The organism is Devosia sp. XGJD_8, assembly GCF_046614475.1.
Lineage (GTDB): Bacteria > Pseudomonadota > Alphaproteobacteria > Rhizobiales > Devosiaceae > Devosia.
Genome location: NZ_JBKJHF010000003.1, coordinates 193356 through 213180, shown reverse-complemented (window position 1 = coordinate 213180; position 19825 = coordinate 193356). Strand labels below are relative to the sequence as shown.

Genomic DNA, 19825 nt, shown 5'->3' with positions numbered 1-19825 from the left:
CTTGGTTGTAACGGAGGTTTTCAGTCTTCTTGTTAGTGCGGCTCGGGTCCGATTAGCCCAAGTGCGCGGTAGTGGCGGCTCCATAGGCGAAAAACCGCCCTGAGTCCAGCACAAGTGACGGTTTTGTGGCTATTTGGCCGCCGGCAGGTCGGGGCGGCGCGCCCGGGTCAGGGACAGGCTTTGCTCGCGCCGCCATTTGGCAATCTTGCCATGGTCGCCCGAGGTCAGCACGGCGGGAATGTCGACGCCCTCGAAGCTCTGCGGCCGCGTATATTGCGGATATTCGAGCAGGCCGTTCTCGAAGCTCTCGTCGGCATGGCTGTCGGCGCCGCCCAAGACGCCCGGAATGAGCCGCACCACGGCCTCCAGCAGCACCATGGCAGCCACTTCCCCGCCGGCCAGCACATAGTCGCCGATGGAAATTTCTTCGAGGTTCCGGCCGTCGATGACGCGCTGGTCGACGCCCTCGAAGCGCCCGCAGACGATGACGGCGCCCGGTCCCAGCGCCAGCTGGCGGGCGCGGGCCTGGGTCAGCGGCGTGCCGCGCGGCGACATCAGGATGCGGGGCCGCATGTCGCCCGGGGGAGAGACCGTATCGATGGCGCGGGCCAGGATATCGGGCTTGAGCACCATGCCGGCGCCGCCGCCCGAGGGCGTGTCATCGACCGTGTGGTGCCGGTCGGTGGCGAAGTCGCGCAGTTGCCGCGCCTCGAGCGACCACAGCCCGTCGCTGAGGCCACGTCCCAGCACCGAGGCGCCGAGCGGGCCGGGAAACAGGTCCGGAAACAGGGTGATGATCGACGCGGAAAAGCTCAATCGGGCTCTTCCTCGCCCTCTTCCGCATCGAGCGGGACGACGATGGTCAGGTAGCCCTCCGCCAGGTTGACGGTGGGGACCACGGCCTTGGTGAACGGGTAGAGATAGGTATCCCCGCTCTGGGGGTCGCGGATCTCGATCAGGTCGCCGGCGCCGAAATTGGGCAGGGCCGATACCGTGCCGATCACCACGCCGGTGTCGAGCCGGGCTTCGAGGCCCAGCAGGTCGGCATGGTAGAAATCGTCATCGTCCTCGGGCGCGGGCAGCTTGTCGCGGTCGATGAAAAGGCTTACGCCGTTGAGGTTTTCCGCCGCGGTGCGATCGTTGATGCCGTTGATGTGAGCAACGACCACATTCTTGTGCTGGCGCAGCTTGCTCAGGGTCACGACGAGGCCGGGCCGGTCGGTCTGCAGCGGGCCATAGCTGCCGATGGCCATGGGGTCCTGGGTATGGGTGGCGATGCGCACCGCGCCCTTGATGCCGTGGGCGGCGCCGATCTGGCCGACGAAAATGGCTTTGCTGGTGGTGTTCATGCTCGCTCCGGCAGTTCTGCAGGGCGTCTTAGCAGGGGTTGGCCGGCTTGGGAATTGCGGCGGAACCAACGCCCGGTTGCTGCTATTGTCGAAGCAGGCAACCGCACAGGAGTTCCCGATGGCCAAAATCCTCACCAACCGCGACGACATTCGGCAATGGGCCGAGGCCCGTGGCGGCAATCCCATGCTGATGGATACGCCCGACGGTACCGGCATTCGCACGCTGCTGCAGCTGACCTTTGGCCAGCATGCCATCAATACCGATGGCAATGAAGGGCCGGACCGGATCGGCGGCTTTCACCTGGTGAGCTGGGAAGAATGGTTCGCGGCGCTCGATGAGGGCAACCTGGCCCTCAGAGTGTCCGATGATCCGGCTGGAGGCAGCGAGGCAGAGTTCGAATTCGTCGAGCGCGAATAGAACGGCCTCTCTGCTGCCTCCAACAATGCGCCCACCTTATTCGGTCGGGGCGGAGAGCGAGTTGAGACCGCCCTCATAAAGCCGCATGGTGGCTTCGATGTCCTCGATATGCATGTTGAGGCCAGCTTCCACGGCTTCGGCCTGGCGGCGCAGCAGGTCGCGGCGCGAGATCAGGTCGAAGCGCTCGCTTTCGAGCTCCTTGACCGCGAGGTCGATCTTGTCGCGATGCGCGGCGAGGCGCTGGACCATCGGGGCGGATTGCTTGGCAGCGTCTTGCAGTACAGCTTCCATTTCTTCGATTTCCGGCTGAACGATTTTCAGGGCAGTCTTGGACCGAACGGTCATGTCTTTCTCCACCAGTGAAACAGTTGTCCAGGGCACGGTAGATGAGTCACCTGAACACAGGGGACTACTCATAGCCTTACTGTCGAAAAACCAAAGATTTACCCGAAATTTACCTTAACGGCCAAATGCCTGGCCGGGGCATGGAACCAATCGGAAAGCCGCCAAAACCGGGCTATTGGTCCGCCGCCGCCTCGATGGCTTCCATATCCTCGTCCGAGAAGCCGAAATGGTGGCCCAGCTCATGGATCAGCACATGGGTGACAATCTCGCCCAGAGTATTGTCATCGTTCTCGGCCCAGTAGTCGAGAATGGCGCGGCGGTAGAGGAAGACAGTATTGGGCAGTTGACCGGTCTGGGGCACGGCGCCGTCCTCGGTCAGCCCGATGCCGGAAAACAGCCCCATCAGCTCGAACGGGCTTTCCATGCCGAAGCCTTCGAGCACGTCGTCCTCGGCAAATTCGGCCACCGAGCAGGTCACATCCGCCGCCAGCGAGCGGAACGGCTCGGGCAGGGTGGTGAGCGCCTGCGTGGCAAGGGCCTCGATATCGTCAAGGGTGGGCGCGAAACGCGCCCCCCAGTCGGTCTGGCTTACTGCCACTCGCGGATGTCGACGAAATGGCCGGCAATGGCCGCCGCGGCTGCCATGGCGGGCGAGACGAGGTGGGTGCGCCCCTTGAAGCCCTGGCGACCCTCGAAATTGCGGTTACTGGTCGAGGCGCAGCGTTCCTGCGGCTTGAGCTTGTCCGGGTTCATGGCCAGGCACATCGAGCAGCCCGGCTCGCGCCATTCAAAGCCGGCATCCTTGAAGATCGTGTCGAGACCCTCGGCCTCGGCCTGGTCCTTGACGAGGCCCGAGCCGGGCACGACCATGGCGCTGACGGTGGAGGCCACCTTGCGGCCGCCGATGACGGCGGCGGCGGCGCGCAGATCCTCGATGCGGCCATTGGTGCAGGAGCCGATGAAGACGCGGTCGATGCCGATCTCGGTGATCGGGGTGCCCGGCTTGAGCCCCATATAGTCGAGCGCCCGCCACTTGGAGGCGCGCTTGTTCTCGTCGGCAATGTCGTCCGGATTGGGCACGGCGCCGGTGACCGAGATCACGTCCTCGGGCGACGACCCCCAGGAGACGATGGGCGGGAGCTTGGCGGCATCGAGGATCACCACCTTGTCATAGACGGCGCCCTCGTCGGTATAGAGCGACTTCCAGTAGTCGAGCGCCATGTCCCAGGCCTTGCCGGTCGGGGCGCGGTTGCGGCCCTTGACGTATTCGAAGGTCTTTTCGTCCGGGGCGATCAGGCCGGCGCGGGCGCCGCCCTCGATGGTCATGTTGCAGACCGTCATGCGGCCTTCCATGGAGAGCGAGCGGATGGCCTCGCCGGCAAATTCGATGACATGGCCATTGCCGCCGGCCGTGCCGATCTCGCCGATGATGGCAAGGATGATGTCCTTGGCGGTGACGTGCGGCGGCAGCTGGCCGTCGACCCGCACCAGCATGTTCTTGGCCTTCTGCTGGATCAGCGTCTGGGTGGCCAGGACATGCTCGACTTCCGAGGTGCCGATGCCATGCGCCAGCGCGCCGAAGGCGCCATGCGTCGAGGTGTGGCTGTCACCGCAGACAATGGTCATGCCGGGCAGGGTGAAGCCCTGCTCGGGGCCGACGATGTGCACGATGCCCTGGCGCTTGTCGAAGGGGTCGAAATATTCGATGCCGAAATCCTTGGTATTCTCGGCCAGGGCCGCGATCTGGATCGCGCTTTCCGGGTCGGGATTGGGCAGCGAGCGATCGGTGGTGGGCACATTGTGGTCAACCACGGCCAGCGTGCGCTCGGGATGGCGCACCTTGCGCTTGTTGAGGCGCAGCCCCTCGAAGGCCTGCGGGCTCGTGACCTCGTGAACCAGGTGGCGATCGATATAGATCAGCGAGGTCCCATCCTCGTTGTTCTGTACCAGATGGTCGTCCCAGATCTTGTCGTAGAGCGTGCGGGCCTTGGTCATAGCGATATTCCGGCAGGGGAAGTTTGGAGTGGTTCTAAGCCCGGACGGGCATAGGGTCAAGCACAAGCGTACTCATGGGTACGGTTGAGCGGCGCTATTGCGGCTGGGCATGCCGATTCATGCCGCGCAGGCGCAGGACGCCGAAGATGGTGGGGTCGACCCCCACTTTGGCGATGCACCAGAGGGCCATGAAGACCTGCGACACCAGCCGGGCGATCATGTTGACCGCGGCCACGCCCACAAGCCCATAGGCCGGCAGGATCATCGCCTGCAGCACGAGGCTGGCCAGGGTGATGGCGCCCAGCGCATAGACGAAGACCCGTTCCTGCCCGGTCGTGGTCATCAGGGTCAGGGTTGGGCCGGTCGCCGCATCGATCAGAAGGCCCGCCGATAGCAGCACCAGGATCAGGTGGGCATCGCCATAGACGGGGCCGAACAGCGACAGGATGGGGCTGCCGAACAGCACGAAGAGCCCGAAGGTGCAGACGGCAAAGACAAAGCCACCCCAGGCGCCGGCCGCCGTTACCAGCTGGGTCTTGAAGCGGTCGCCGGCATAGTAGTGCCGGGTGATGACAGGGGCCATGACGAGGACGATGGCATAGCTGATCAGCGTCATGAGTCCCGCGGTGCGCAGGGCGTTGAAATAGAGCGCCGAGCTTTCCAGCCCCGCCATCAGGCCAACCAGCACCACGTCGGCATTGAGGGCGGCCGATTCGATCAGGGCGCCCAGCAGCAGCCAGCGGCTGATTCCGCCACGCTCCCGCCAGTATTGGGCGGTGCCGGCCCAGCCGGCCCGCAATTCATAGCCGCGCCGCTGCGCCAGGCCATATTGCAGCGCCAGGGTGCCGAACAGCAGGCCCGAATAGAGGGCCAGCGCATCGGCGCCGCTCAGCACGATGCCGAGGGCAAACAGCGCGATGGTGGCAGCGGGCATGGCAAGGCGCCAGAGAATGTCGCGCGGCAGCAGCGCGGTCCAGAGCGAGCCCTGGGCGCGCAGGGCGGCGGAGTTGAATTCGGCCAGCGCCATGGGCAGCACCAGAAAGGCGGCGCCATAGAAGTGGGTCGTCGTATCGGTCAGGGTCACGGTTCCGGTGACCACGAAGACGACGATGGAGAGGAGCGCCGTGATGGCGAGGGCGGCGAGGCCAATCAGCGTCGTTCCCGAGCGCACGGCCTGCAGGGCGTCCTGCGGACGACCCGCCGCCTGGGATTCCGACCAGAAGCGCAGGATGGCATTGGGCTGGCCGAAAGCGGCGGCGACGGCGAGGACGGTCGCCAGAGCCAGGCCGAAGGCGAAGTGGCCATATTCGGCCTGCGTCATGGTCCGGGCCAGCACCACGAAGGTCAGGTAGGTCAGGCCGGCCGTCGCGACCTTGATGCCAAGCGAAGCGCCGGCGCGCCAGAAACCCCTGCGCAGCAGGGCCGACAGGTCGGAGGGTATGGAAAGTCGCATGGGGACGCCTCGGGCTGCGGACACCACCCGCAGCAAGGCCAATCTGCCATAGCCTCCCTCAAGAAGCTCTTACCTTCCGGTCGGGCGCATATTACGTTTTCGTAAGGTTGCGCCCGCGCGGTGTGGCCGCTGCTAGTGCCGGAAGTGGCGCATCCCCGTCATCACCATGGCGATGCCCGCAGCGTCGGCCGCGGCGATGACTTCGTCGTCGCGCATCGAGCCGCCGGGCTGGATCACCGCCGTCGCGCCCGCCGCCACCAGGGCCTCGAGCCCATCGGCAAAGGGGAAGAAGGCGTCCGATGCGGCCACCGAACCGGCGGTCAGCGCGCCCTCGATCCCGGCCGCCCTGGCGGCGTCGATCGACTTGCGATGGGCGGTCAGCGCCGAATCGACGCGCGACATCTGCCCGGCGCCGATGCCGACGGTGGCGCCGGCCTTGACATAGACGATGGCGTTGGACTTGACGTGCTTGGCCACCTTGGCGGCCAGGCGCAGGTCGGCCATTTCGGCCTCGGTCGGCTGGCGCTTCGTAACCACCTTGAGCTCGCAGTCGTCGACATTGCGATTGTCGCGCGACTGGACCAGCAGGCCACCCGCCACCGACTTGACGACCAAGCCATCGGCCTTGGGGTCGGCAATGCCACCGGTCAGCAGCAGGCGCAGGTTCTTCTTGGCGGCCATGATGTCCTGGGCTTCCTGGGTCGCCGAGGGGGCGACGATCACTTCGGTGAAGACCTTGACGATCTCGGTGGCGGTCACCGCATCGATCTCGCGATTGGTGGCGACAATGCCGCCAAAGGCCGAGACCGGATCGGTGCGCAGGGCGTCGCGATAGGCGGTCAAGAGGTCGCCGGCCACGGCCACGCCGCAGGGATTGGCATGCTTGATGATGGCGACGGCGGCGACTTCGGCAGGGTCGAATTCGCTGACCAGCTCGAAGGCGGCGTCGGTGTCGTTGATGTTGTTGTAGCTCAGCGTCTTGCCCTGCACCTGGGTGGCGGTGGCGACGCCGGCGCGGCTTTCGCCATTGGCATAGAAGCCGGCCCATTGATGCGGGTTTTCGCCATAGCGCATCACTTCGCGCAGCGTACCGGCAAAGCTGCGATAGGGGATTTCGGGATAATCGATGGCCCTGGCGAACCAGGTCGAAATGGCGCTGTCATAGGCGGCCGTGCGGGCATAGGCCTTGGCGGCCAGCTTCTGGCGCAGCGCGAAGGGCACGCCGCCGGTCTCGGTGATGGAGGCAAGGATTTCCGGATAGTCGGCCGGGTCGACGACCACGGTCACATAGGCATGGTTCTTGGCCGCCGAGCGCACCATGGCCGGCCCGCCAATGTCGATATTCTCGATGATCTCGTCATAGGAGGCGCCGGAAGCGACGGTCTTTTCGAAGGGGTAGAGGTTGACCGCCACGAGGTCGATGGCGCCGATCTCATGCTCGGCCATGGCGGCGGCATGGGTCGGGTTGTCACGCACCGACAGCAGCCCGCCATGTACCTTGGGATGCAGGGTCTTGACCCGGCCATCCATCATTTCGGGGAAACCCGTCAGGTCGGAAATCTCGCGCACCGGCAGGCCGGCATCCTTGATCAACTTGTGCGTCCCGCCGGTGGAGACCAGCTCCACGCCTGCAGCGGAGAGCCCCCGCGCGAAGTCGGCCATGCCGGTTTTGTCAAATACCGAAAGCAGTGCCCGCCCGACCTTGACCGTCTTGCCCATAAGGATTTTTCGCCCGTTGCTGTGATATGCGCGCTCGCTAGCACGAAGCGAGAGAAAGGCCAACTGGCCATTGCCGCACACCAGCAACGTGGCCAAACCTACCCCCACCCTTGATCCCTCCCCACAAGGGGGAGGGAGACGATAACACGGGCGATCGAGCTGGCGCCTCCCTCCCCTTGATGGGGAGGGATTGAGGGTGGGGTGGGGCCACACGCGCAGAGAAAGGCGTCTATGACTGCTCGAGCGTAAAGATCCAGGCCACCTCGGCGTCGCCGGCCACGTCGGCCTCGAGCACCAGTTGGCGGGTCTTGTGGAAGCCGACATAGGCCGACTGGCGCACGCTTTCCTCCTCGCGGAAGCTGGCACCTTCCCAGAGAAAGCTCCACACAGCGCCATTGGGCAGCACCAGCCGCACGATGCCTTCGCCGCGATTGCGGCGCACCATGGTGCCGGGCGCCAGGTGGAAGCGGATCGCGAGCAGGCCCGATGGGGTGCCCTTGGCGATCATCCGGTCCTGCCCGACCAGGGTCGTGCCGCCCGACAGAAGCGTCAGCCGGCGCTCCAGCTCGACGCCGAAGCGCTTGCCATAGCCGGTGGCCGTCAGGGTCAGCAGCTGGTCGGCGGCATCGAGCGTCAGGCCCGGCTGGCGCTGGGGGGGTATGTCCTCAGCGTCGATGGTGGGGGCCGAATGGGCCACGCCCTGGCGGAACAGCGGCTTGCTATCGGGCAGGTCGGCGGGGGCCGGGCCACAGGAGCCCAGGATCAGTTCGGTGCCGTGGGAGAATTCGAAGGCGAGGGCACTGGCATGCAGGTCGCCGGCCAGGCCAGGCTCCGGCAGCAGGCCGGAATCGGCGATCACCACGGCCTCGCCATCGCGCAATATGCCATAGCCACCCAGCAGCATTGAGCGGCGCTTGCGCGTCGGTCCATTGGCCTGGATGGCGATCAATACGTCATGCGGCAGGTGTCCGCCGCCATTGAAATAGACCGGCTCGCCGGTCGACAGGGTCAGGGCATCAAGGCATTCATGCATGCGGTCGATCTGGGCGACCAGCTCGTTGCCGGCCTCCGATTTCGTCGCGGCGGCGATGTGACGGATGCTGACCAGCTCCACCAGCAATTGCAGCTGCAGGCGGGGATTGCGCGAGCGGTGCAGGCCATCGCTGTCGAGCTGGCTGGCCAGGAGCGCGTTGAGCCGCTCGACGCGCCCCGGCACATCGGTCTTGTCGGCCTGCTCGCAGAATTCGGCGCCGAGCAGGGCTATGGCGGCGAAGAGGGCGTCGACGGGGTCGCTGGCCAGCGGCGCGCGGACCTTGAGGCTCTGGATCTGGGCGCCCAGCACGCGCTGGATGGAGCGGGCCTCGCCCGGCGTCGCGCCATCGAGCAGCAGCGGCAGGTGGCGCAGCCAGTTGATGATGCGCTGGGCGGTCAGCGTCGGCGTCCAGGTGTCATGCTGGAACTGGGCCTCATGGCTGATCCAGTCGAGCACCAGCATGCGGGCGAAATGGCGCTCGCCGCTGTCGCGCACGTCGCGGAAATGGCGCAGCCAGGAAAAGCCATGCAGGTTGGCCCACCAGTCGGCATGGTCGACATCGAGGCTGAAGGGCGAGACGCCGTTGGTCTCGATCAGCTTGGATGCCAGCAGGTAGCGGCCCGACATCATGTCGCGCACTGCCTCGCGATCGGCGGGCCTGAGTTCGGGCAGTTCGCCGCCAAAGGCGTCGTCGGCCAGCCCGCGCCAGGTCCAGCGCAGGATGGGCAGCGTCACCACCGCATCGGCCAGGCCGAGCGTCAGGCGGCGCAGCGCATGGGGCGGGCGCAGCGCCATCAGCGCATATGCCCCCGCCGCGCGGCCTTGGCCAGCACTGCCTTGATTCTGCGCGTCACGTGGTCACGTCCTCATTCGGCGCCCTTTTCATGGCGCTCATTCTTGTTTTTTCAGCGACGCCGGAAGCGGGCCACGAAAAACCCGTCCATGCCGCCCTCGCGGCCGCCCGGCGCCATGCCCGGATGGGTGCGCACCAGACCGCGCGCGGTTACGGCGCCTTCGAGCCCCGGCAGCTCGGCCGGGGTTACCGGCCAGAGTTCGAGACCGGGGAGATGGTCCAGCGCCCATTCCACCTGGCCTTCGCCTTCGGCCGGCTCAAGCGAACAGACGCAATAGACGAGCACGCCGCCCGCTTCAAGACAGCGGAGGGCATTGGTGAGCAAAGCGCGCTGCAGCCGCACCCGGCCGGCGACATCGCCAACCGAGCGATGCCAGATCACTTCGGGGTGGCGGCGGAAAGTGCCGGTGGCCGAGCAGGGCGCGTCGAGCAGCACGCCATCATAGGGGGAAACCGGCGCATAATTGCCGGCATCGGCAACCACGGTCTCGGCAACATAGTCGAGCCGCTTCAGATTGTCCTTGAGCCGCTCCATGCGGGTGGCGTCGCTGTCGAGCGCCGTCACCTGGTAGCCGGCCTTGACCAGTTGCGCGGTCTTGCCGCCCGGGGCAGCGCAGAGGTCGAGCACGCGGCCACCCGGCTTGGCGCCAAGCAGGCGCGCCGGGATGGCAGAGGCGGCATCCTGCACCCACCAATGGCCCTCAGCATAGCCGGGCAGGGCCTCGACGGGCCGGTCGCGTTGCTCGATGCGCACGGTATCGGCCATCACAGGCTCGGCGCCCAGGGCGTCGATCAGTTCGGCATCGTCACTCTTGAGGGTCAGGTCGAGCGGGGCGCCCGCCAGGAGGGCAGCGGAAAAGCCGTTGATGGATTCCTCGCCATAGGCCTCGAGCCAGGTATCGCCAAAGGTATCGGGGATCAGCAGGTCGTCGCTCAGCATGCCGAACTTGGCGGAATTGGCCTGGGCGCTGCGCAATACGGCATTCATCAGCCCGCTCAGGTGCCGCGCCTTGGGATCGCGTTTGATGGCCTCGACCGCGAGGAACAGCGCGCTATGGGCGCCCAGGTCGGGCAGGAAGACCAGCTGCGCCAGGCTCAGCCGCAGCACGGCCTCGAAGGTGCCGGACTTGCCCGGCATGCCCTTTTCGAGCAGCGCGTGGATGATGAAATTGAGCTGGCCCTGCCGGCGCAGGGCCGTGGTGATCAGCCGGTTGGCGAGGCCGCGATCGCGCCCGTCGGCCAGGTCCGTGGCGCCCAGCGGCACGAAATTGTCGCCGCCCAGCACGGCTTTGAGCCGCTGGGCCGCGACGAGGCGGAGCTTGAGCCCCGCCGGATCAGGTTTGTTATGCGCCACGCTTGTTCTTTATCCCCAGGGACCGCGTTGTCCGCCGTCCTCGTCGGTCCGTCCGACGGTCGGCACGCGCCAGCCGCCACCGATATCGCGACCGGTCGAAACCGGCTGCGGGCGAGGCTGAGGCCTGCGGCCCTTATCGTCCACCTGCATCAATGCTGCAAGCTTGCGCAGCGCCTCGATGCGATTGCCGGTGTCCGGGTGGGTGGAAAACAGGTTATCCATCCGCGCCCCGGAGAGGGGGTTGATGATATACATATGCGCCATGGCCGGGTTGCGCTCGGCCGCGACATTGACCTGGCGGCCGGCCAGGGTGGCGATCTTGTGCAGCGCCGAAGCCAGAGCCAGCGGGTCGCCGGAAATCTCGGCGCCGTCCTTGTCGGCCTCGTATTCGCGGGTGCGGCTCACCGCCATCTGCACCACCATGGCCGCCACGGGCGCAAGGAACACCATCAGCAGCGCGCCGACGCCGCCCAGCGGATTGTCGCGATTATTGCCGCCGCCAAAGAACAGGCCGAACTGGGCCAGGGCCGAGATGGCGCCGGCAAAGGTGGCGGTAATGGTCATGATCAGCGTGTCACGGCTGCGGATATGGGCCAGCTCATGGGCCACGACCGCCGCGACTTCGCGCGTCTCGAGATGGTGCAGCAGGCCGGTCGAGACGGCCACGGCGGCATTGTTGGGGTCGCGGCCGGTGGCAAAGGCATTGGGCTGGTCGGTCTGGATGACATAGACCTTTGGCGTCGGGATGCCGGCCTTGCGTGAGAGGATATCGACCATGTCGTAGAGCTCGGGCACCCTGGAGCGCTCCACCGGCACGGCATTCTGCATGCGCAGCACCAGCTTGTCGGAATTCCAGTAGCCGAAGAGGTTGGTCGCCAGCGCAAAGACGAAGGCGATCATCATGCCGCTGGTGCCGCCGATGAAATAGCCCACCACCATGAAAAGGGCGGTGAGTGCGGCAATGAGGACACCGGTCCGAAACATATTGAACATTGTGAGCCCTTGGGTTCGCGTTCCTGGGCAATTATGTTGTGTGCCCAAGGGTTCCATGCAAGCGGCATGACCAAAACGTAATGCGGGCCAGACCATGACCGACGATCAGGATTATGCAGACCAGGGGGATCCGCGTCCGCCTCTGAGCGAAGCGGCCAAGCGTGCGCTGGTGGAGGCCGAGGCGCGCCGGCGCGCCATCGATGCCAGGGGCGCCTTTGCCCCCAAGGAAACCGGTGGCCGCGGCGGGCTCGAGCCGGGTCGTTATGGCGATTGGGAAATCAAGGGCCTGACCAGCGACTTCTGAGCCCGGTCAGCCGACGATATCGGCCAGGCTATAGCCGGCGGCCGAGACGGCGACCGTGGTCGCCACCGTCAGGATGGCGGCGATCAGGACATATTCGATCGGCCCCAGGCCGGCCTCACGGAGGAAATGCAGAACTCTGTGCAACATCGGCATGCTTTCGGCGGGGGGCATGGCAGAAAAATGGCAAAGCCCGGCTGAACGCAATCTGAACGGGGCTCAGCCCCGCGCCGCGGCAATGGCCGGCAGCAGCTCGTCTTCCATGGCAGCGGGCGTCAGCGGCCCGACATGCTTGAAGGTGATGATGCCCCTGGCATCCACCACGAAGGTTTCCGGCACGCCATAGACGCCCCAGTCGATCGAGACGCGCCGGTCGCGGTCGGTGCCCACCGCGTCATAGGGATTGCCCAGCTCGGCCAGGAAGGCCCGGGCATTTTCCGGCGCGTCGGCCTGGTTGATGCCGAAGAGCCGCACACCGGTTTCTTCCCGCATATTCACCAGCAGGGGGTGCTCGTCCCGGCAGGGGATGCACCAGCTGGCAAAGACATTGACCACCGTCACTTCGCCCATGAGGGCCGCCGTGTCGAAGCCGGGCACGCCCAGTTCGGGTACTTCGGCCATGGCAAAGGCCGGCGCCGGCCTGTTGATCAGCGCCGAGCGCACCAGGGTGGGATCGCGGTCGATGGAAAAGGCGAAGACGGCAACCAGCGCGATCAGCGCAATCAGCGGCAGGCCGAACAGCAGGTAACGCATCATCGGGCGGCGCGGCGCGGGGCGCGCGCCTCCAGCTCGGCTAGCCTTCTGGCCGTGGAGCGCGCATCGTGGAGCGTCCAGCCCACGAGGGCCGCGACGGTCATGGCGACGCCGAGATAGGCCCAGAGGATGAAGACGGCATGGGGTCCGAGATCGATCATGCCGCGTCCCCCTGGGCCATGCGGCGCTGCAGGCCCATCACCCTGCGGCGCTTGACCTCGGTATGCATGGCTTTCAGATGCAGCGTCAGGAACAGGAATGTAAACGCGAAAAACATGACGAAGAGCGGCGTCAGGATCGAGCCGGGCATGGTCGGCCCGTCGGCACGGAACACGCTGGCCGGCTGGTGCAACGTGCTCCACCAGTCCACCGAGAACTTGATGATGGGAATGTTGATGGCGCCCACCAGGGTGAAGACGGCGATGATGCGGGCCGCGCGCAGCTGGTCGTCAAAGGCGCGCCACAGGGCAACGATGCCGAGATAAATGAAGAGCAGGACCAGCGTCGAGGTCATGCGCCCGTCCCATTCCCAGAACGTGCCCCAGGTCGGGCGACCCCAGAGCGCACCGGTGAACAGGGCCAGCGCCGTGAACATGGCGCCCAGCGGTGCGGCGGCCTTCATCGACACATCGGCCATGGGATGGCGCCAGACCAGCGTGCCGAGCGCTGAAACCGTCATCACGCCATAGACGAACTGGCTGAGCCAGGCATTGGGCACATGCACATACATGATGCGCACCGTATCGCCCATCTGGTAGTCGGCCGGCGAATTGAAGAAGGCAAACCACAGGCCGGTAATGAAGAGGACCGCGGTGAGAATGGTCAGCGGCCACAGCAGTGGCGACGTCCAGGCCACGAACTGCCCCGGATGGGCGATCCGGCTCCACCAGCTCTGCTTGGGTGTGGTGTCTATGCTCATGGGCTCACGGCTCTAGTCTTCGGCCGAGCTTATCGCAAGGGCGGCGGCAAAGGGAGCCAGGCTCACGGCCATGAGGCTCAATGCCGCAAGAAACAGCAGGGCGGCACTCGACTGGCTGGCCGTGATGCTGCCCACTCCGAAGATCAGCACCGGGATCGACAGCGGCGCGATCAGGATCGGGGCAATCAGCCCGCCGCCCCGGATCGACACGGTCACGGCCGCCCCCACGGCGCCGAAAGCGGCCAGAGCCGGGGTGCCGACCAGCAGCGAGGCCACCATGCGCCAGAAGGTCTCGCCATCCATGGCCAGCTGCAGGGCCAGGAGCGGGGAGGCTAGGATCAGCGGCAGGGCCGAGACCAGCCAGTGCACCATCACTTTTGCGGCAATGGCGGCGCTGAGCGGCAGCTCGGCCTGGCGCAGCAGGATCAGCGCGCCATCCTCATGGTCGGGGCGGAACAGGCGGTCGAGCCCCAGCAGCATGGCCAGGAAGGCGGCGACCCAGACCATGCCCGGGGCAATGCGGGCCAGCAGCACGCTGTCGGGTCCCACGGCGAAGGCCACGATGGCGCCGGTGATGATGAAGAACAGCACCAGCGTCAGCACATCGCCGCCGCCGCGCAGCGCCAGGCGCAGTTCGCGACCCAGCATGGCCCGGAACGCCGTCATGCCCGCACCCCCAGCGCCAGGGTTTCCATGCGACCCGGATCGGGCAGGGTGATGGGATCATGGGTGGCGGCCAGGGCCAGGCCCCCCATGTCGAGATGCCGGTCGAGCAGCCGGGTCACCAGTTCATGACCCTCTGCGTCCAGCGCCGCGGTCGGCTCGTCGAGCAGCCAGAGCGGGCGGTGGGTCACCAGCAGGCGGGCCAGAGCCAGGCGTCGCGATTGCCCGGCCGAGAGATAGCCGGCATCGAGCCCGCCCAGCTCGCCCAGGCCCACTTCGGCCAGCGCCTCCTGGATGCCCAGGCCGGTCGGGCCGTTGACCTGGGCCCAGAAATCGAGATTTTCCCGCACGCTCAGCCGCGGTTTGACGGCATTGCGGTGGCCGCAATAATGCAGCTGCGGGCCGGCCTCGCTGTCAGTGCCTTCCAGCTCGAAAGTGCCGGCCAGCGGAGTGACGATGCCGGCCAGGGTCAGCAGCAGAGTGGTCTTGCCGGTGCCGTTGGGGCCGCGCAGCAGCAGGCATTGCCCGGGGGCAACGGCAAAGCTGAGATCGGCCGTCAATGTCATGCCCCCGCGCCCGCAGCTGAGGCCGGTCGCGCGCAGGGTCAGCGGGGGAAAGACTTGCCGATCGGTCATGACCCCTTCTCGTATTGAACGAAAGGTCGGGCTGGCAAGCCCAATCGTCTTTCTCTATAAGCCCTTATAGATTGGATTCATTCCAGGAAAGGCAGCGCTGTTGCGTGGTTTCCGGGGCCTTCGCCCGGGCCGGCGCGCCTGCCGCAACGACAAGATTAGGGCGGAACACCATGACCTCGGTTAACAGCTTCAAGTCGAAATCGACCCTTGTGGTCGGCGGCAAGACCTACACCTATTATTCGATCGCAGAGGCCGAGAAGAACGGGCTCAAGGGCGTGTCCAGCCTGCCCCATTCGATGAAGGTGGTGCTGGAAAACCTGCTCCGCTTCGAGGATAACCGCACGGTCACCAAGGCCGATATCGAGGCCGTGGCCACTTGGCTGGTCACCCGCACCTCCGACCACGAGATTTCCTACCGCCCCGCCCGCGTGCTGATGCAGGATTTCACCGGCGTTCCCGCCGTGGTGGATCTGGCCGCCATGCGCGACGCCACCGCCAAGCTGGGCGCCAACCCGCAGAAGATCAATCCGCTGGTCCCCGTCGACCTGGTCATCGACCACTCGGTCATGGTCGACAGTTTCGGTACGCCCACCTCTTTCGAGCAGAATGTCGAGCTCGAATACGAGCGCAATGGCGAGCGCTACGAATTCCTGCGCTGGGGCCAGTCGGCCTTCGACAATTTCCGCGTCGTGCCCCCCGGCACCGGCATCTGCCACCAGGTGAACCTGGAATACCTGGCCCAGACCGTCTGGACCAAGGACGAGAATGGCGAGACCGTCGCCTATCCCGATACGCTGGTGGGCACCGACTCGCACACGACCATGGTCAACGGCATGGCCGTGCTGGGCTGGGGCGTGGGCGGCATCGAGGCCGAGGCGGCCATGCTGGGCCAGCCGATCACCATGCTGATCCCCGAAGTCGTGGGCTTCAAGCTCACCGGCAAGATCAATGAAGGCATTACCGCCACCGACCTGGTGCTGACGGTCACCGAAATGCTGCGCAAGAAGGGCGTGGTCGGCAAGTTCGTCGAATTCTACGGCCCCGGCCTCGACTACCTGAGCCTCGAGGACCAGGCGACGATTGCCAATATGGCGCCCGAATATGGCGCCACCTGCGGCTATTTCCCGGTCGATGCCGATACGCTGAAATACCTCACCACGTCGGGCCGCCAGGCCGATCGCGTGGCGCTGGTCGAAGCCTATTCGCGCGCTCAGGGCATGTTCCGCGAGACCAATTCGCCCGATCCGGTCTTCACCTCGACGCTCGAACTCGACCTGACCACAGTCGTGCCGTCCATCTCGGGCCCCAAGCGCCCGCAGGACCGCATTGCGCTGGACAATGCCAAGCAGGCCTTCGCCGCCGCCCTGCCCAAGGAATTCGGCAAGACCGACGAGCCCAAGGTGCAGGTCGAAGGCGCCGATTACACGCTGACGCATGGCGATGTGGTCATCGCCGCCATCACTTCCTGCACCAATACGTCCAACCCCTCCGTGCTGGTCGCGGCCGGCCTCGTCGCCCGCAAGGCCCGTGCCCTGGGTCTTGACTCCAAGCCCTGGGTCAAGACCTCGCTGGCCCCCGGTTCGCAGGTCGTCACCGACTATCTCGACAGCGCGGGCCTTTCCGAAGATCTCGACGCCATCGGTTTCAACCTCGTCGGCTATGGCTGCACCACCTGCATCGGCAATTCGGGCCCGCTGCCCACCGAGATCTCCAAGGCCGTGCAGGCCGGCGATCTGGTCGCCGCCTCGGTGCTGTCGGGCAACCGCAATTTCGAAGGCCGCGTGAACCCTGACGTCAAGGCGAACTTCCTCGCCTCGCCGCCGCTGGTCGTGGCCTATGCCATTGCCGGCTCGATGAAGATCGACATCACCAAGGATCCGATCGGCACCTCCAGGGATGGCAAGCCGGTCTATCTCAAGGATATCTGGCCCTCCAACCACGAGGTCGCCGAGATCGTGCGCAAGCACGTCACCAAGGAGATGTTCCAGGGCCGCTATTCGGACGTCTTCAAGGGCGACACCAACTGGCAGAATATCGTCATCGAAGGTGGCGAGACCTATGGCTGGAATTCCAGCTCGACCTATGTGCAGAACCCGCCCTATTTCGAGGGCATGTCGATGGAGCCCAAGCCCATCACCAACGTCAAGGATGCCAAGGTCCTGGCGCTGTTCCTGGATTCCATCACCACCGACCACATTTCCCCGGCCGGTTCGTTCAAGGCCACGACGCCGGCCGGCAAGTATCTCGAGGAGCGGCAGGTTGCCCCGCGCGACTTCAACTCCTACGGGGCCCGTCGCGGCAATCATGAAGTGATGATGCGCGGCACGTTTGCCAATATCCGCATCAAGAACCAGATGCTGCCCGGCGTCGAGGGCGGCTATACCAAGGGTCCCGATGGCAGCCAGATGGCGATCTACGATGCCGCCATGGCCTATCAGGCCGCCGGCACGCCGCTGGTGATCTTTGCCGGCAAGGAATATGGCACCGGCTCCAGCCGTGACTGGGCTGCCAAGGGCACCAACCTGCTTGGCGTGCGCGCCGTGATCGCCCAGTCCTTCGAGCGTATCCACCGCTCCAACCTGGTCGGCATGGGCGTCATCCCGCTGCAGTTCAAGGATGGCGAGAGCTGGCAGACCCTGGGTCTCGACGGCACCGAGACCATCGATATCGAAGGCGTCACCGAAATCGCGCCGCGCGCCCAGGTCACCGTCAAGATCACCCGCGCCGATGGCTCGGTGGTCAATGTCGACACGCTCTGCCGCATCGATACCGCCAACGAGCTCGACTATTACAAGCATGGCGGCATCCTGCATTACGTGCTGCGCAGCCTCGTCGCCGCATAATTCAGGCGTTCATTCACCGTTCACAGTGGTGACGATTTCATGGCGGTCCCCTGGGGCCGCCATGTGCCTTTTGGCGGGGGATAAGTCCGTGCCGAAAGGGGATAAAGCCGCGGCGCGGACAGAATCTGCGCCTGTCACCCTCTTTTGACTGGCGAGGGCGCGGCGGCCCGGCTTACAACCTTGCCCATGACGCAGAGACCCCTTTCCGGCACTGTCCTCATCCTTGCCGCACTCGCCGCCCTGGCGCTGCCTGCCGCCGCCGAGACCACGCGGCCGCGGCCCAAGGCGGTGGTCGAACTGTTCACCAGCCAGGGTTGCGCCTCCTGCCCGCCCGCCGATGCGCTGCTCACCAGCCTGGCCGCGGAAGAGGACGTGGTGGCCCTGGCCTATCACGTCGACTACTGGGATTATGTCGGCTGGGAAGACACGTTCGGCAGCGAGGATTATTCCGACCGCCAGCGCGCCTATGCCAAGAGCTGGGGCTCGTCGCGGATCTATACGCCGCAGATGGTGGTCAATGGCGCCAAGGGCGTCGTCGGCTCGCGCCGCAACGAGGTGCATGGTGCGCTGGACGGGGTCACCCTGCCGCTGCCCGTGGATATCGTGCATGACGGCGACATGCTCAAGATCGCCATCCCGCCCAATACCAGCCTCGACGATGCCGTGGTGTGGCTGGTCACCTATCTCGACCGCGCCGACGTGGCCATCGACACCGGCGAAAATGCCGGCAAGTCAATGGTTTACACCCAGGTGGTGACCGGTCGGCAGGCGCTGGGCATGTGGGAGGGGGAGAGCGGCGCCAATCTCAAGCTGCCGCTGGCCGAGGTGCTCGACGCCGGCAGCACGGGCATTGCCGTCATCGTGCAGCAGGAGCGCAACGGCCTGCCCGGCCCGATCCTGGGCGCCGCCAGCTTCGAGCGCTAGGACAAAAAAATCCCGTCCCTGGGGGCAAGGACGGGAAGAACTTGACTGGTCAACTAATTAGGGCGGCTGGCACCCAGGCTTCTGGGTTTGGGGGCTCGGTCGGCCCGGATGCCAGCCACTGGAGGCAATGGGGATAAGCTGAACGCGCATTCTGGCGCGTTCACGGACAAACTGTGTTCAAATTGGGGTTTTTGCATCGCCCTTGCATCCACCCGAATTTCCCGCAATCATGACGGTGATTTGAACGTCGCCTCTTCGAACGTCCCCTCTTGGAGTTGATCGGAACGGTGCAGGGCCGCACACCGAATGACAGGTCAGTCAGTCTGGCGCTGGTGCATGCCGGCGATGCGCCCGCGAGCCCGGCGCCGACCAAGGTCCCGGCCATTGTCGCCTTCGACCGCAAGGAGCTGAACCTGATCCTGGCGGTCTATGGCCGCAAGGTGGGGCAGGGGGAATGGCGGGACTATGCCATGGATTTCCTGCGCGACCGGGCCGTGTTTTCGATCTATGCCCGCGTCTCCGAACGCCCGCTCTTCATCATCGAAAAGACGCCCAAGCTGCGCAACAAGCAGGGCCAGTATGCCGTGACTAACCAGCAGGGGCGCATCCTCAAGCGGGGTCACGAGCTGTCGCTGGTGCTGCGGGTGCTCGATCCGGACCTGGTGGTCGTGGGGTAGTGCTGCCATGGCACCATCCATACAGACGTTCAGCGACACCGATCGGCGCTTAGTGGCAGGCTGGGCTGCCGCCTGCGCGGAGCGGGTGCTCTGGGTCTACGAGGCCGAACGGGCCGAGGATGACCGGCCTAGCGCCGCCATTGCACGCGCCAAGGCCTATGCACGCGGCGAGCTCGATACGGCCGCCGAGATTCGCCGGCGGTTCGGCGGGGGCAGCGCGGCGCACGATGTGTCTCCGGCAGCGGCCGCCGCGGCGCGGTCGGCGGGGCAGGCCTCGGCAGTCGGCCATATGGGCGCCCATGCGCTGGGCGCTGCGGCTTATGCCGTCAAGGCTGCCGGCCTTGCATCGCCCGAACAGCCAGGCGCGGCCGATGACGAGATCATCTGGCAGATCCAGCAGATGACGGCCGAAATGCGCGCTGTCCTGCGAACCTTGCCCGCTGTCGGCGAGGACCGCTCGGGTCCCCTTGGGCCTGGCCTTCTCGCTTCGGGACAGATGAAGCGCATTATCCAACAGCTGCAAGCCCGGCTTGCCGCACCTGATTCCACGCTGGTGGTGGGGTGATTTCCATTCGGCTGGCCACGGCCGCGGATGTTC

The 19825-nt window shown here is 65.7% G+C and carries 22 protein-coding genes; 6 read left to right on the top strand and 16 right to left on the bottom strand.

Annotated features, from left to right (window positions below):
- Positions 1-129 precede the first annotated feature (129 nt).
- A complete protein-coding gene (gene trmD, locus ACLI1C_RS19780) occupies positions 130-816 on the bottom strand; it encodes a tRNA (guanosine(37)-N1)-methyltransferase TrmD (protein WP_411399287.1) in 687 nt (228 codons plus the stop codon).
- Positions 813-1349, bottom strand: coding sequence for a ribosome maturation factor RimM (gene rimM, locus ACLI1C_RS19775; RefSeq protein ID WP_411399286.1), 537 nt, complete (start codon positions 1347-1349; stop codon positions 813-815). Before rimM ends, trmD begins: the two co-directional genes overlap by 4 nt.
- Positions 1350-1467: 118 nt before the next feature.
- Between rimM and ACLI1C_RS19770 the strand changes: the two genes are divergently transcribed.
- A complete protein-coding gene (locus ACLI1C_RS19770) occupies positions 1468-1767 on the top strand; it encodes a hypothetical protein (RefSeq protein ID WP_411399285.1) in 300 nt (99 codons plus the stop codon).
- Between the two features lie 36 nt (positions 1768-1803).
- Here the strand turns inward: ACLI1C_RS19770 and ACLI1C_RS19765 are convergent, their stop codons facing one another.
- From ACLI1C_RS19765 to htpX, 8 genes are all read right to left on the bottom strand, one after another.
- The gene (locus ACLI1C_RS19765; RefSeq protein WP_411399284.1) at positions 1804-2112 is read right to left on the bottom strand and encodes a hypothetical protein; all 309 of its coding nucleotides are present in this window, start codon (positions 2110-2112) and stop codon (positions 1804-1806) included.
- 172 nt (positions 2113-2284) lie between these two features.
- A complete protein-coding gene (locus ACLI1C_RS19760) occupies positions 2285-2710 on the bottom strand; it encodes a metallopeptidase family protein (protein WP_411399283.1) in 426 nt (141 codons plus the stop codon).
- Positions 2701-4107 (bottom strand): 3-isopropylmalate dehydratase large subunit, encoded by a 1407-nt coding sequence (gene leuC / locus ACLI1C_RS19755; RefSeq protein WP_411399282.1) that lies wholly within the window; start codon positions 4105-4107, stop codon positions 2701-2703. The genes ACLI1C_RS19760 and leuC overlap by 10 nt, the downstream gene beginning before the upstream one ends.
- A 94-nt stretch (positions 4108-4201) precedes the next feature.
- The gene (locus tag ACLI1C_RS19750) at positions 4202-5560 is read right to left on the bottom strand and encodes a lipopolysaccharide biosynthesis protein (protein ID WP_411399281.1); all 1359 of its coding nucleotides are present in this window, start codon (positions 5558-5560) and stop codon (positions 4202-4204) included.
- A 132-nt stretch (positions 5561-5692) separates the two neighbouring features.
- The gene (purH, locus tag ACLI1C_RS19745; protein WP_411399280.1) at positions 5693-7279 is read right to left on the bottom strand and encodes a bifunctional phosphoribosylaminoimidazolecarboxamide formyltransferase/IMP cyclohydrolase; all 1587 of its coding nucleotides are present in this window, start codon (positions 7277-7279) and stop codon (positions 5693-5695) included.
- 229 nt (positions 7280-7508) lie between these two features.
- Complete coding sequence (locus tag ACLI1C_RS19740; RefSeq protein ID WP_411399279.1) at positions 7509-9107, bottom strand: heparinase II/III family protein; 1599 nt, start codon at positions 9105-9107, stop codon at positions 7509-7511.
- A 110-nt stretch (positions 9108-9217) separates the two neighbouring features.
- A complete protein-coding gene (locus tag ACLI1C_RS19735; RefSeq protein WP_411399278.1) occupies positions 9218-10519 on the bottom strand; it encodes an RsmB/NOP family class I SAM-dependent RNA methyltransferase in 1302 nt (433 codons plus the stop codon).
- A gap of 9 nt (positions 10520-10528) precedes the next feature.
- On the bottom strand, positions 10529-11512 hold the full coding sequence (htpX, locus tag ACLI1C_RS19730; RefSeq protein WP_411399277.1) for a zinc metalloprotease HtpX: 984 nt from the start codon (positions 11510-11512) through the stop codon (positions 10529-10531).
- A gap of 94 nt (positions 11513-11606) precedes the next feature.
- Between htpX and ACLI1C_RS19725 the strand changes: the two genes are divergently transcribed.
- Positions 11607-11816: a DUF1674 domain-containing protein gene (locus ACLI1C_RS19725; protein WP_411399276.1), complete on the top strand. Its 210-nt coding sequence runs from the start codon at positions 11607-11609 to the stop codon at positions 11814-11816.
- A gap of 6 nt (positions 11817-11822) precedes the next feature.
- On the opposite strand, the gene ACLI1C_RS19720 is transcribed toward ACLI1C_RS19725, so the two are convergent.
- From ACLI1C_RS19720 to ccmA, 6 genes are all read right to left on the bottom strand, one after another.
- Positions 11823-11963: a hypothetical protein gene (locus ACLI1C_RS19720; protein ID WP_411399275.1), complete on the bottom strand. Its 141-nt coding sequence runs from the start codon at positions 11961-11963 to the stop codon at positions 11823-11825.
- 69 nt (positions 11964-12032) lie between these two features.
- Positions 12033-12569 (bottom strand): DsbE family thiol:disulfide interchange protein, encoded by a 537-nt coding sequence (locus ACLI1C_RS19715; RefSeq protein WP_411399274.1) that lies wholly within the window; start codon positions 12567-12569, stop codon positions 12033-12035.
- Positions 12566-12727, bottom strand: a complete 162-nt coding sequence (gene ccmD / locus ACLI1C_RS19710; RefSeq protein ID WP_411399273.1) for a heme exporter protein CcmD — start codon at positions 12725-12727, stop codon at positions 12566-12568. Before ccmD ends, ACLI1C_RS19715 begins: the two co-directional genes overlap by 4 nt.
- Entirely contained in the window at positions 12724-13485 is a 762-nt protein-coding gene (locus tag ACLI1C_RS19705) for a heme ABC transporter permease (RefSeq protein ID WP_411399272.1), read from the bottom strand. The genes ccmD and ACLI1C_RS19705 overlap by 4 nt, the downstream gene beginning before the upstream one ends.
- A 12-nt stretch (positions 13486-13497) precedes the next feature.
- Entirely contained in the window at positions 13498-14151 is a 654-nt protein-coding gene (ccmB, locus tag ACLI1C_RS19700) for a heme exporter protein CcmB (protein WP_411399271.1), read from the bottom strand.
- On the bottom strand, positions 14148-14783 hold the full coding sequence (gene ccmA / locus ACLI1C_RS19695) for a heme ABC exporter ATP-binding protein CcmA (protein WP_411399270.1): 636 nt from the start codon (positions 14781-14783) through the stop codon (positions 14148-14150). Before ccmA ends, ccmB begins: the two co-directional genes overlap by 4 nt.
- Positions 14784-14953: 170 nt before the next feature.
- Between ccmA and acnA the strand changes: the two genes are divergently transcribed.
- The 4 genes from acnA to ACLI1C_RS19675 all read left to right on the top strand — a co-directional run bounded on the left by acnA (position 14954) and on the right by ACLI1C_RS19675 (position 19792).
- Positions 14954-17626 carry an aconitate hydratase AcnA gene (acnA, locus tag ACLI1C_RS19690; RefSeq protein ID WP_411399269.1) on the top strand — a complete coding sequence of 891 codons (2673 nt, stop codon included), beginning with the start codon at positions 14954-14956 and terminating at the stop codon, positions 17624-17626.
- Between the two features lie 186 nt (positions 17627-17812).
- Positions 17813-18550: a DUF1223 domain-containing protein gene (locus tag ACLI1C_RS19685; protein WP_411399268.1), complete on the top strand. Its 738-nt coding sequence runs from the start codon at positions 17813-17815 to the stop codon at positions 18548-18550.
- Between the two features lie 269 nt (positions 18551-18819).
- A complete protein-coding gene (locus ACLI1C_RS19680) occupies positions 18820-19227 on the top strand; it encodes a DUF2794 domain-containing protein (RefSeq protein ID WP_411399267.1) in 408 nt (135 codons plus the stop codon).
- Between the two features lie 7 nt (positions 19228-19234).
- Positions 19235-19792 (top strand): putative immunity protein, encoded by a 558-nt coding sequence (locus ACLI1C_RS19675; protein ID WP_411399266.1) that lies wholly within the window; start codon positions 19235-19237, stop codon positions 19790-19792.
- The last annotated feature ends 33 nt before the right edge of the window (positions 19793-19825 follow it).

Bases quoted from the DNA above. Each gene is read 5' to 3' on its own strand.
- rimM (WP_411399286.1), bottom strand. From the start codon at position 1,349: ATGAACACCACCAGCAAAGCCATTTTCGTCGGCCAGATCGGCGCCGCC.
- ACLI1C_RS19770 (WP_411399285.1), top strand. From the start codon at position 1,468: ATGGCCAAAATCCTCACCAACCGCGACGACATTCGGCAATGGGCCGAG.
- ACLI1C_RS19765 (WP_411399284.1), bottom strand. From the start codon at position 2,112: ATGACCGTTCGGTCCAAGACTGCCCTGAAAATCGTTCAGCCGGAAATC.
- leuC (WP_411399282.1), bottom strand. From the start codon at position 4,107: ATGACCAAGGCCCGCACGCTCTACGACAAGATCTGGGACGACCATCTG.
- ACLI1C_RS19750 (WP_411399281.1), bottom strand. From the start codon at position 5,560: ATGCGACTTTCCATACCCTCCGACCTGTCGGCCCTGCTGCGCAGGGGT.
- purH (WP_411399280.1), bottom strand. From the start codon at position 7,279: ATGGGCAAGACGGTCAAGGTCGGGCGGGCACTGCTTTCGGTATTTGAC.
- ACLI1C_RS19740 (WP_411399279.1), bottom strand. From the start codon at position 9,107: ATGGCGCTGCGCCCGCCCCATGCGCTGCGCCGCCTGACGCTCGGCCTG.
- htpX (WP_411399277.1), bottom strand. From the start codon at position 11,512: ATGTTCAATATGTTTCGGACCGGTGTCCTCATTGCCGCACTCACCGCC.
- ACLI1C_RS19725 (WP_411399276.1), top strand. From the start codon at position 11,607: ATGACCGACGATCAGGATTATGCAGACCAGGGGGATCCGCGTCCGCCT.
- ACLI1C_RS19720 (WP_411399275.1), bottom strand. From the start codon at position 11,963: ATGTTGCACAGAGTTCTGCATTTCCTCCGTGAGGCCGGCCTGGGGCCG.
- ACLI1C_RS19715 (WP_411399274.1), bottom strand. From the start codon at position 12,569: ATGATGCGTTACCTGCTGTTCGGCCTGCCGCTGATTGCGCTGATCGCG.
- ccmD (WP_411399273.1), bottom strand. From the start codon at position 12,727: ATGATCGATCTCGGACCCCATGCCGTCTTCATCCTCTGGGCCTATCTC.
- ACLI1C_RS19705 (WP_411399272.1), bottom strand. From the start codon at position 13,485: ATGAGCATAGACACCACACCCAAGCAGAGCTGGTGGAGCCGGATCGCC.
- ccmB (WP_411399271.1), bottom strand. From the start codon at position 14,151: ATGACGGCGTTCCGGGCCATGCTGGGTCGCGAACTGCGCCTGGCGCTG.
- ccmA (WP_411399270.1), bottom strand. From the start codon at position 14,783: ATGACCGATCGGCAAGTCTTTCCCCCGCTGACCCTGCGCGCGACCGGC.
- acnA (WP_411399269.1), top strand. From the start codon at position 14,954: ATGACCTCGGTTAACAGCTTCAAGTCGAAATCGACCCTTGTGGTCGGC.
- ACLI1C_RS19685 (WP_411399268.1), top strand. From the start codon at position 17,813: ATGACGCAGAGACCCCTTTCCGGCACTGTCCTCATCCTTGCCGCACTC.
- ACLI1C_RS19675 (WP_411399266.1), top strand. From the start codon at position 19,235: ATGGCACCATCCATACAGACGTTCAGCGACACCGATCGGCGCTTAGTG.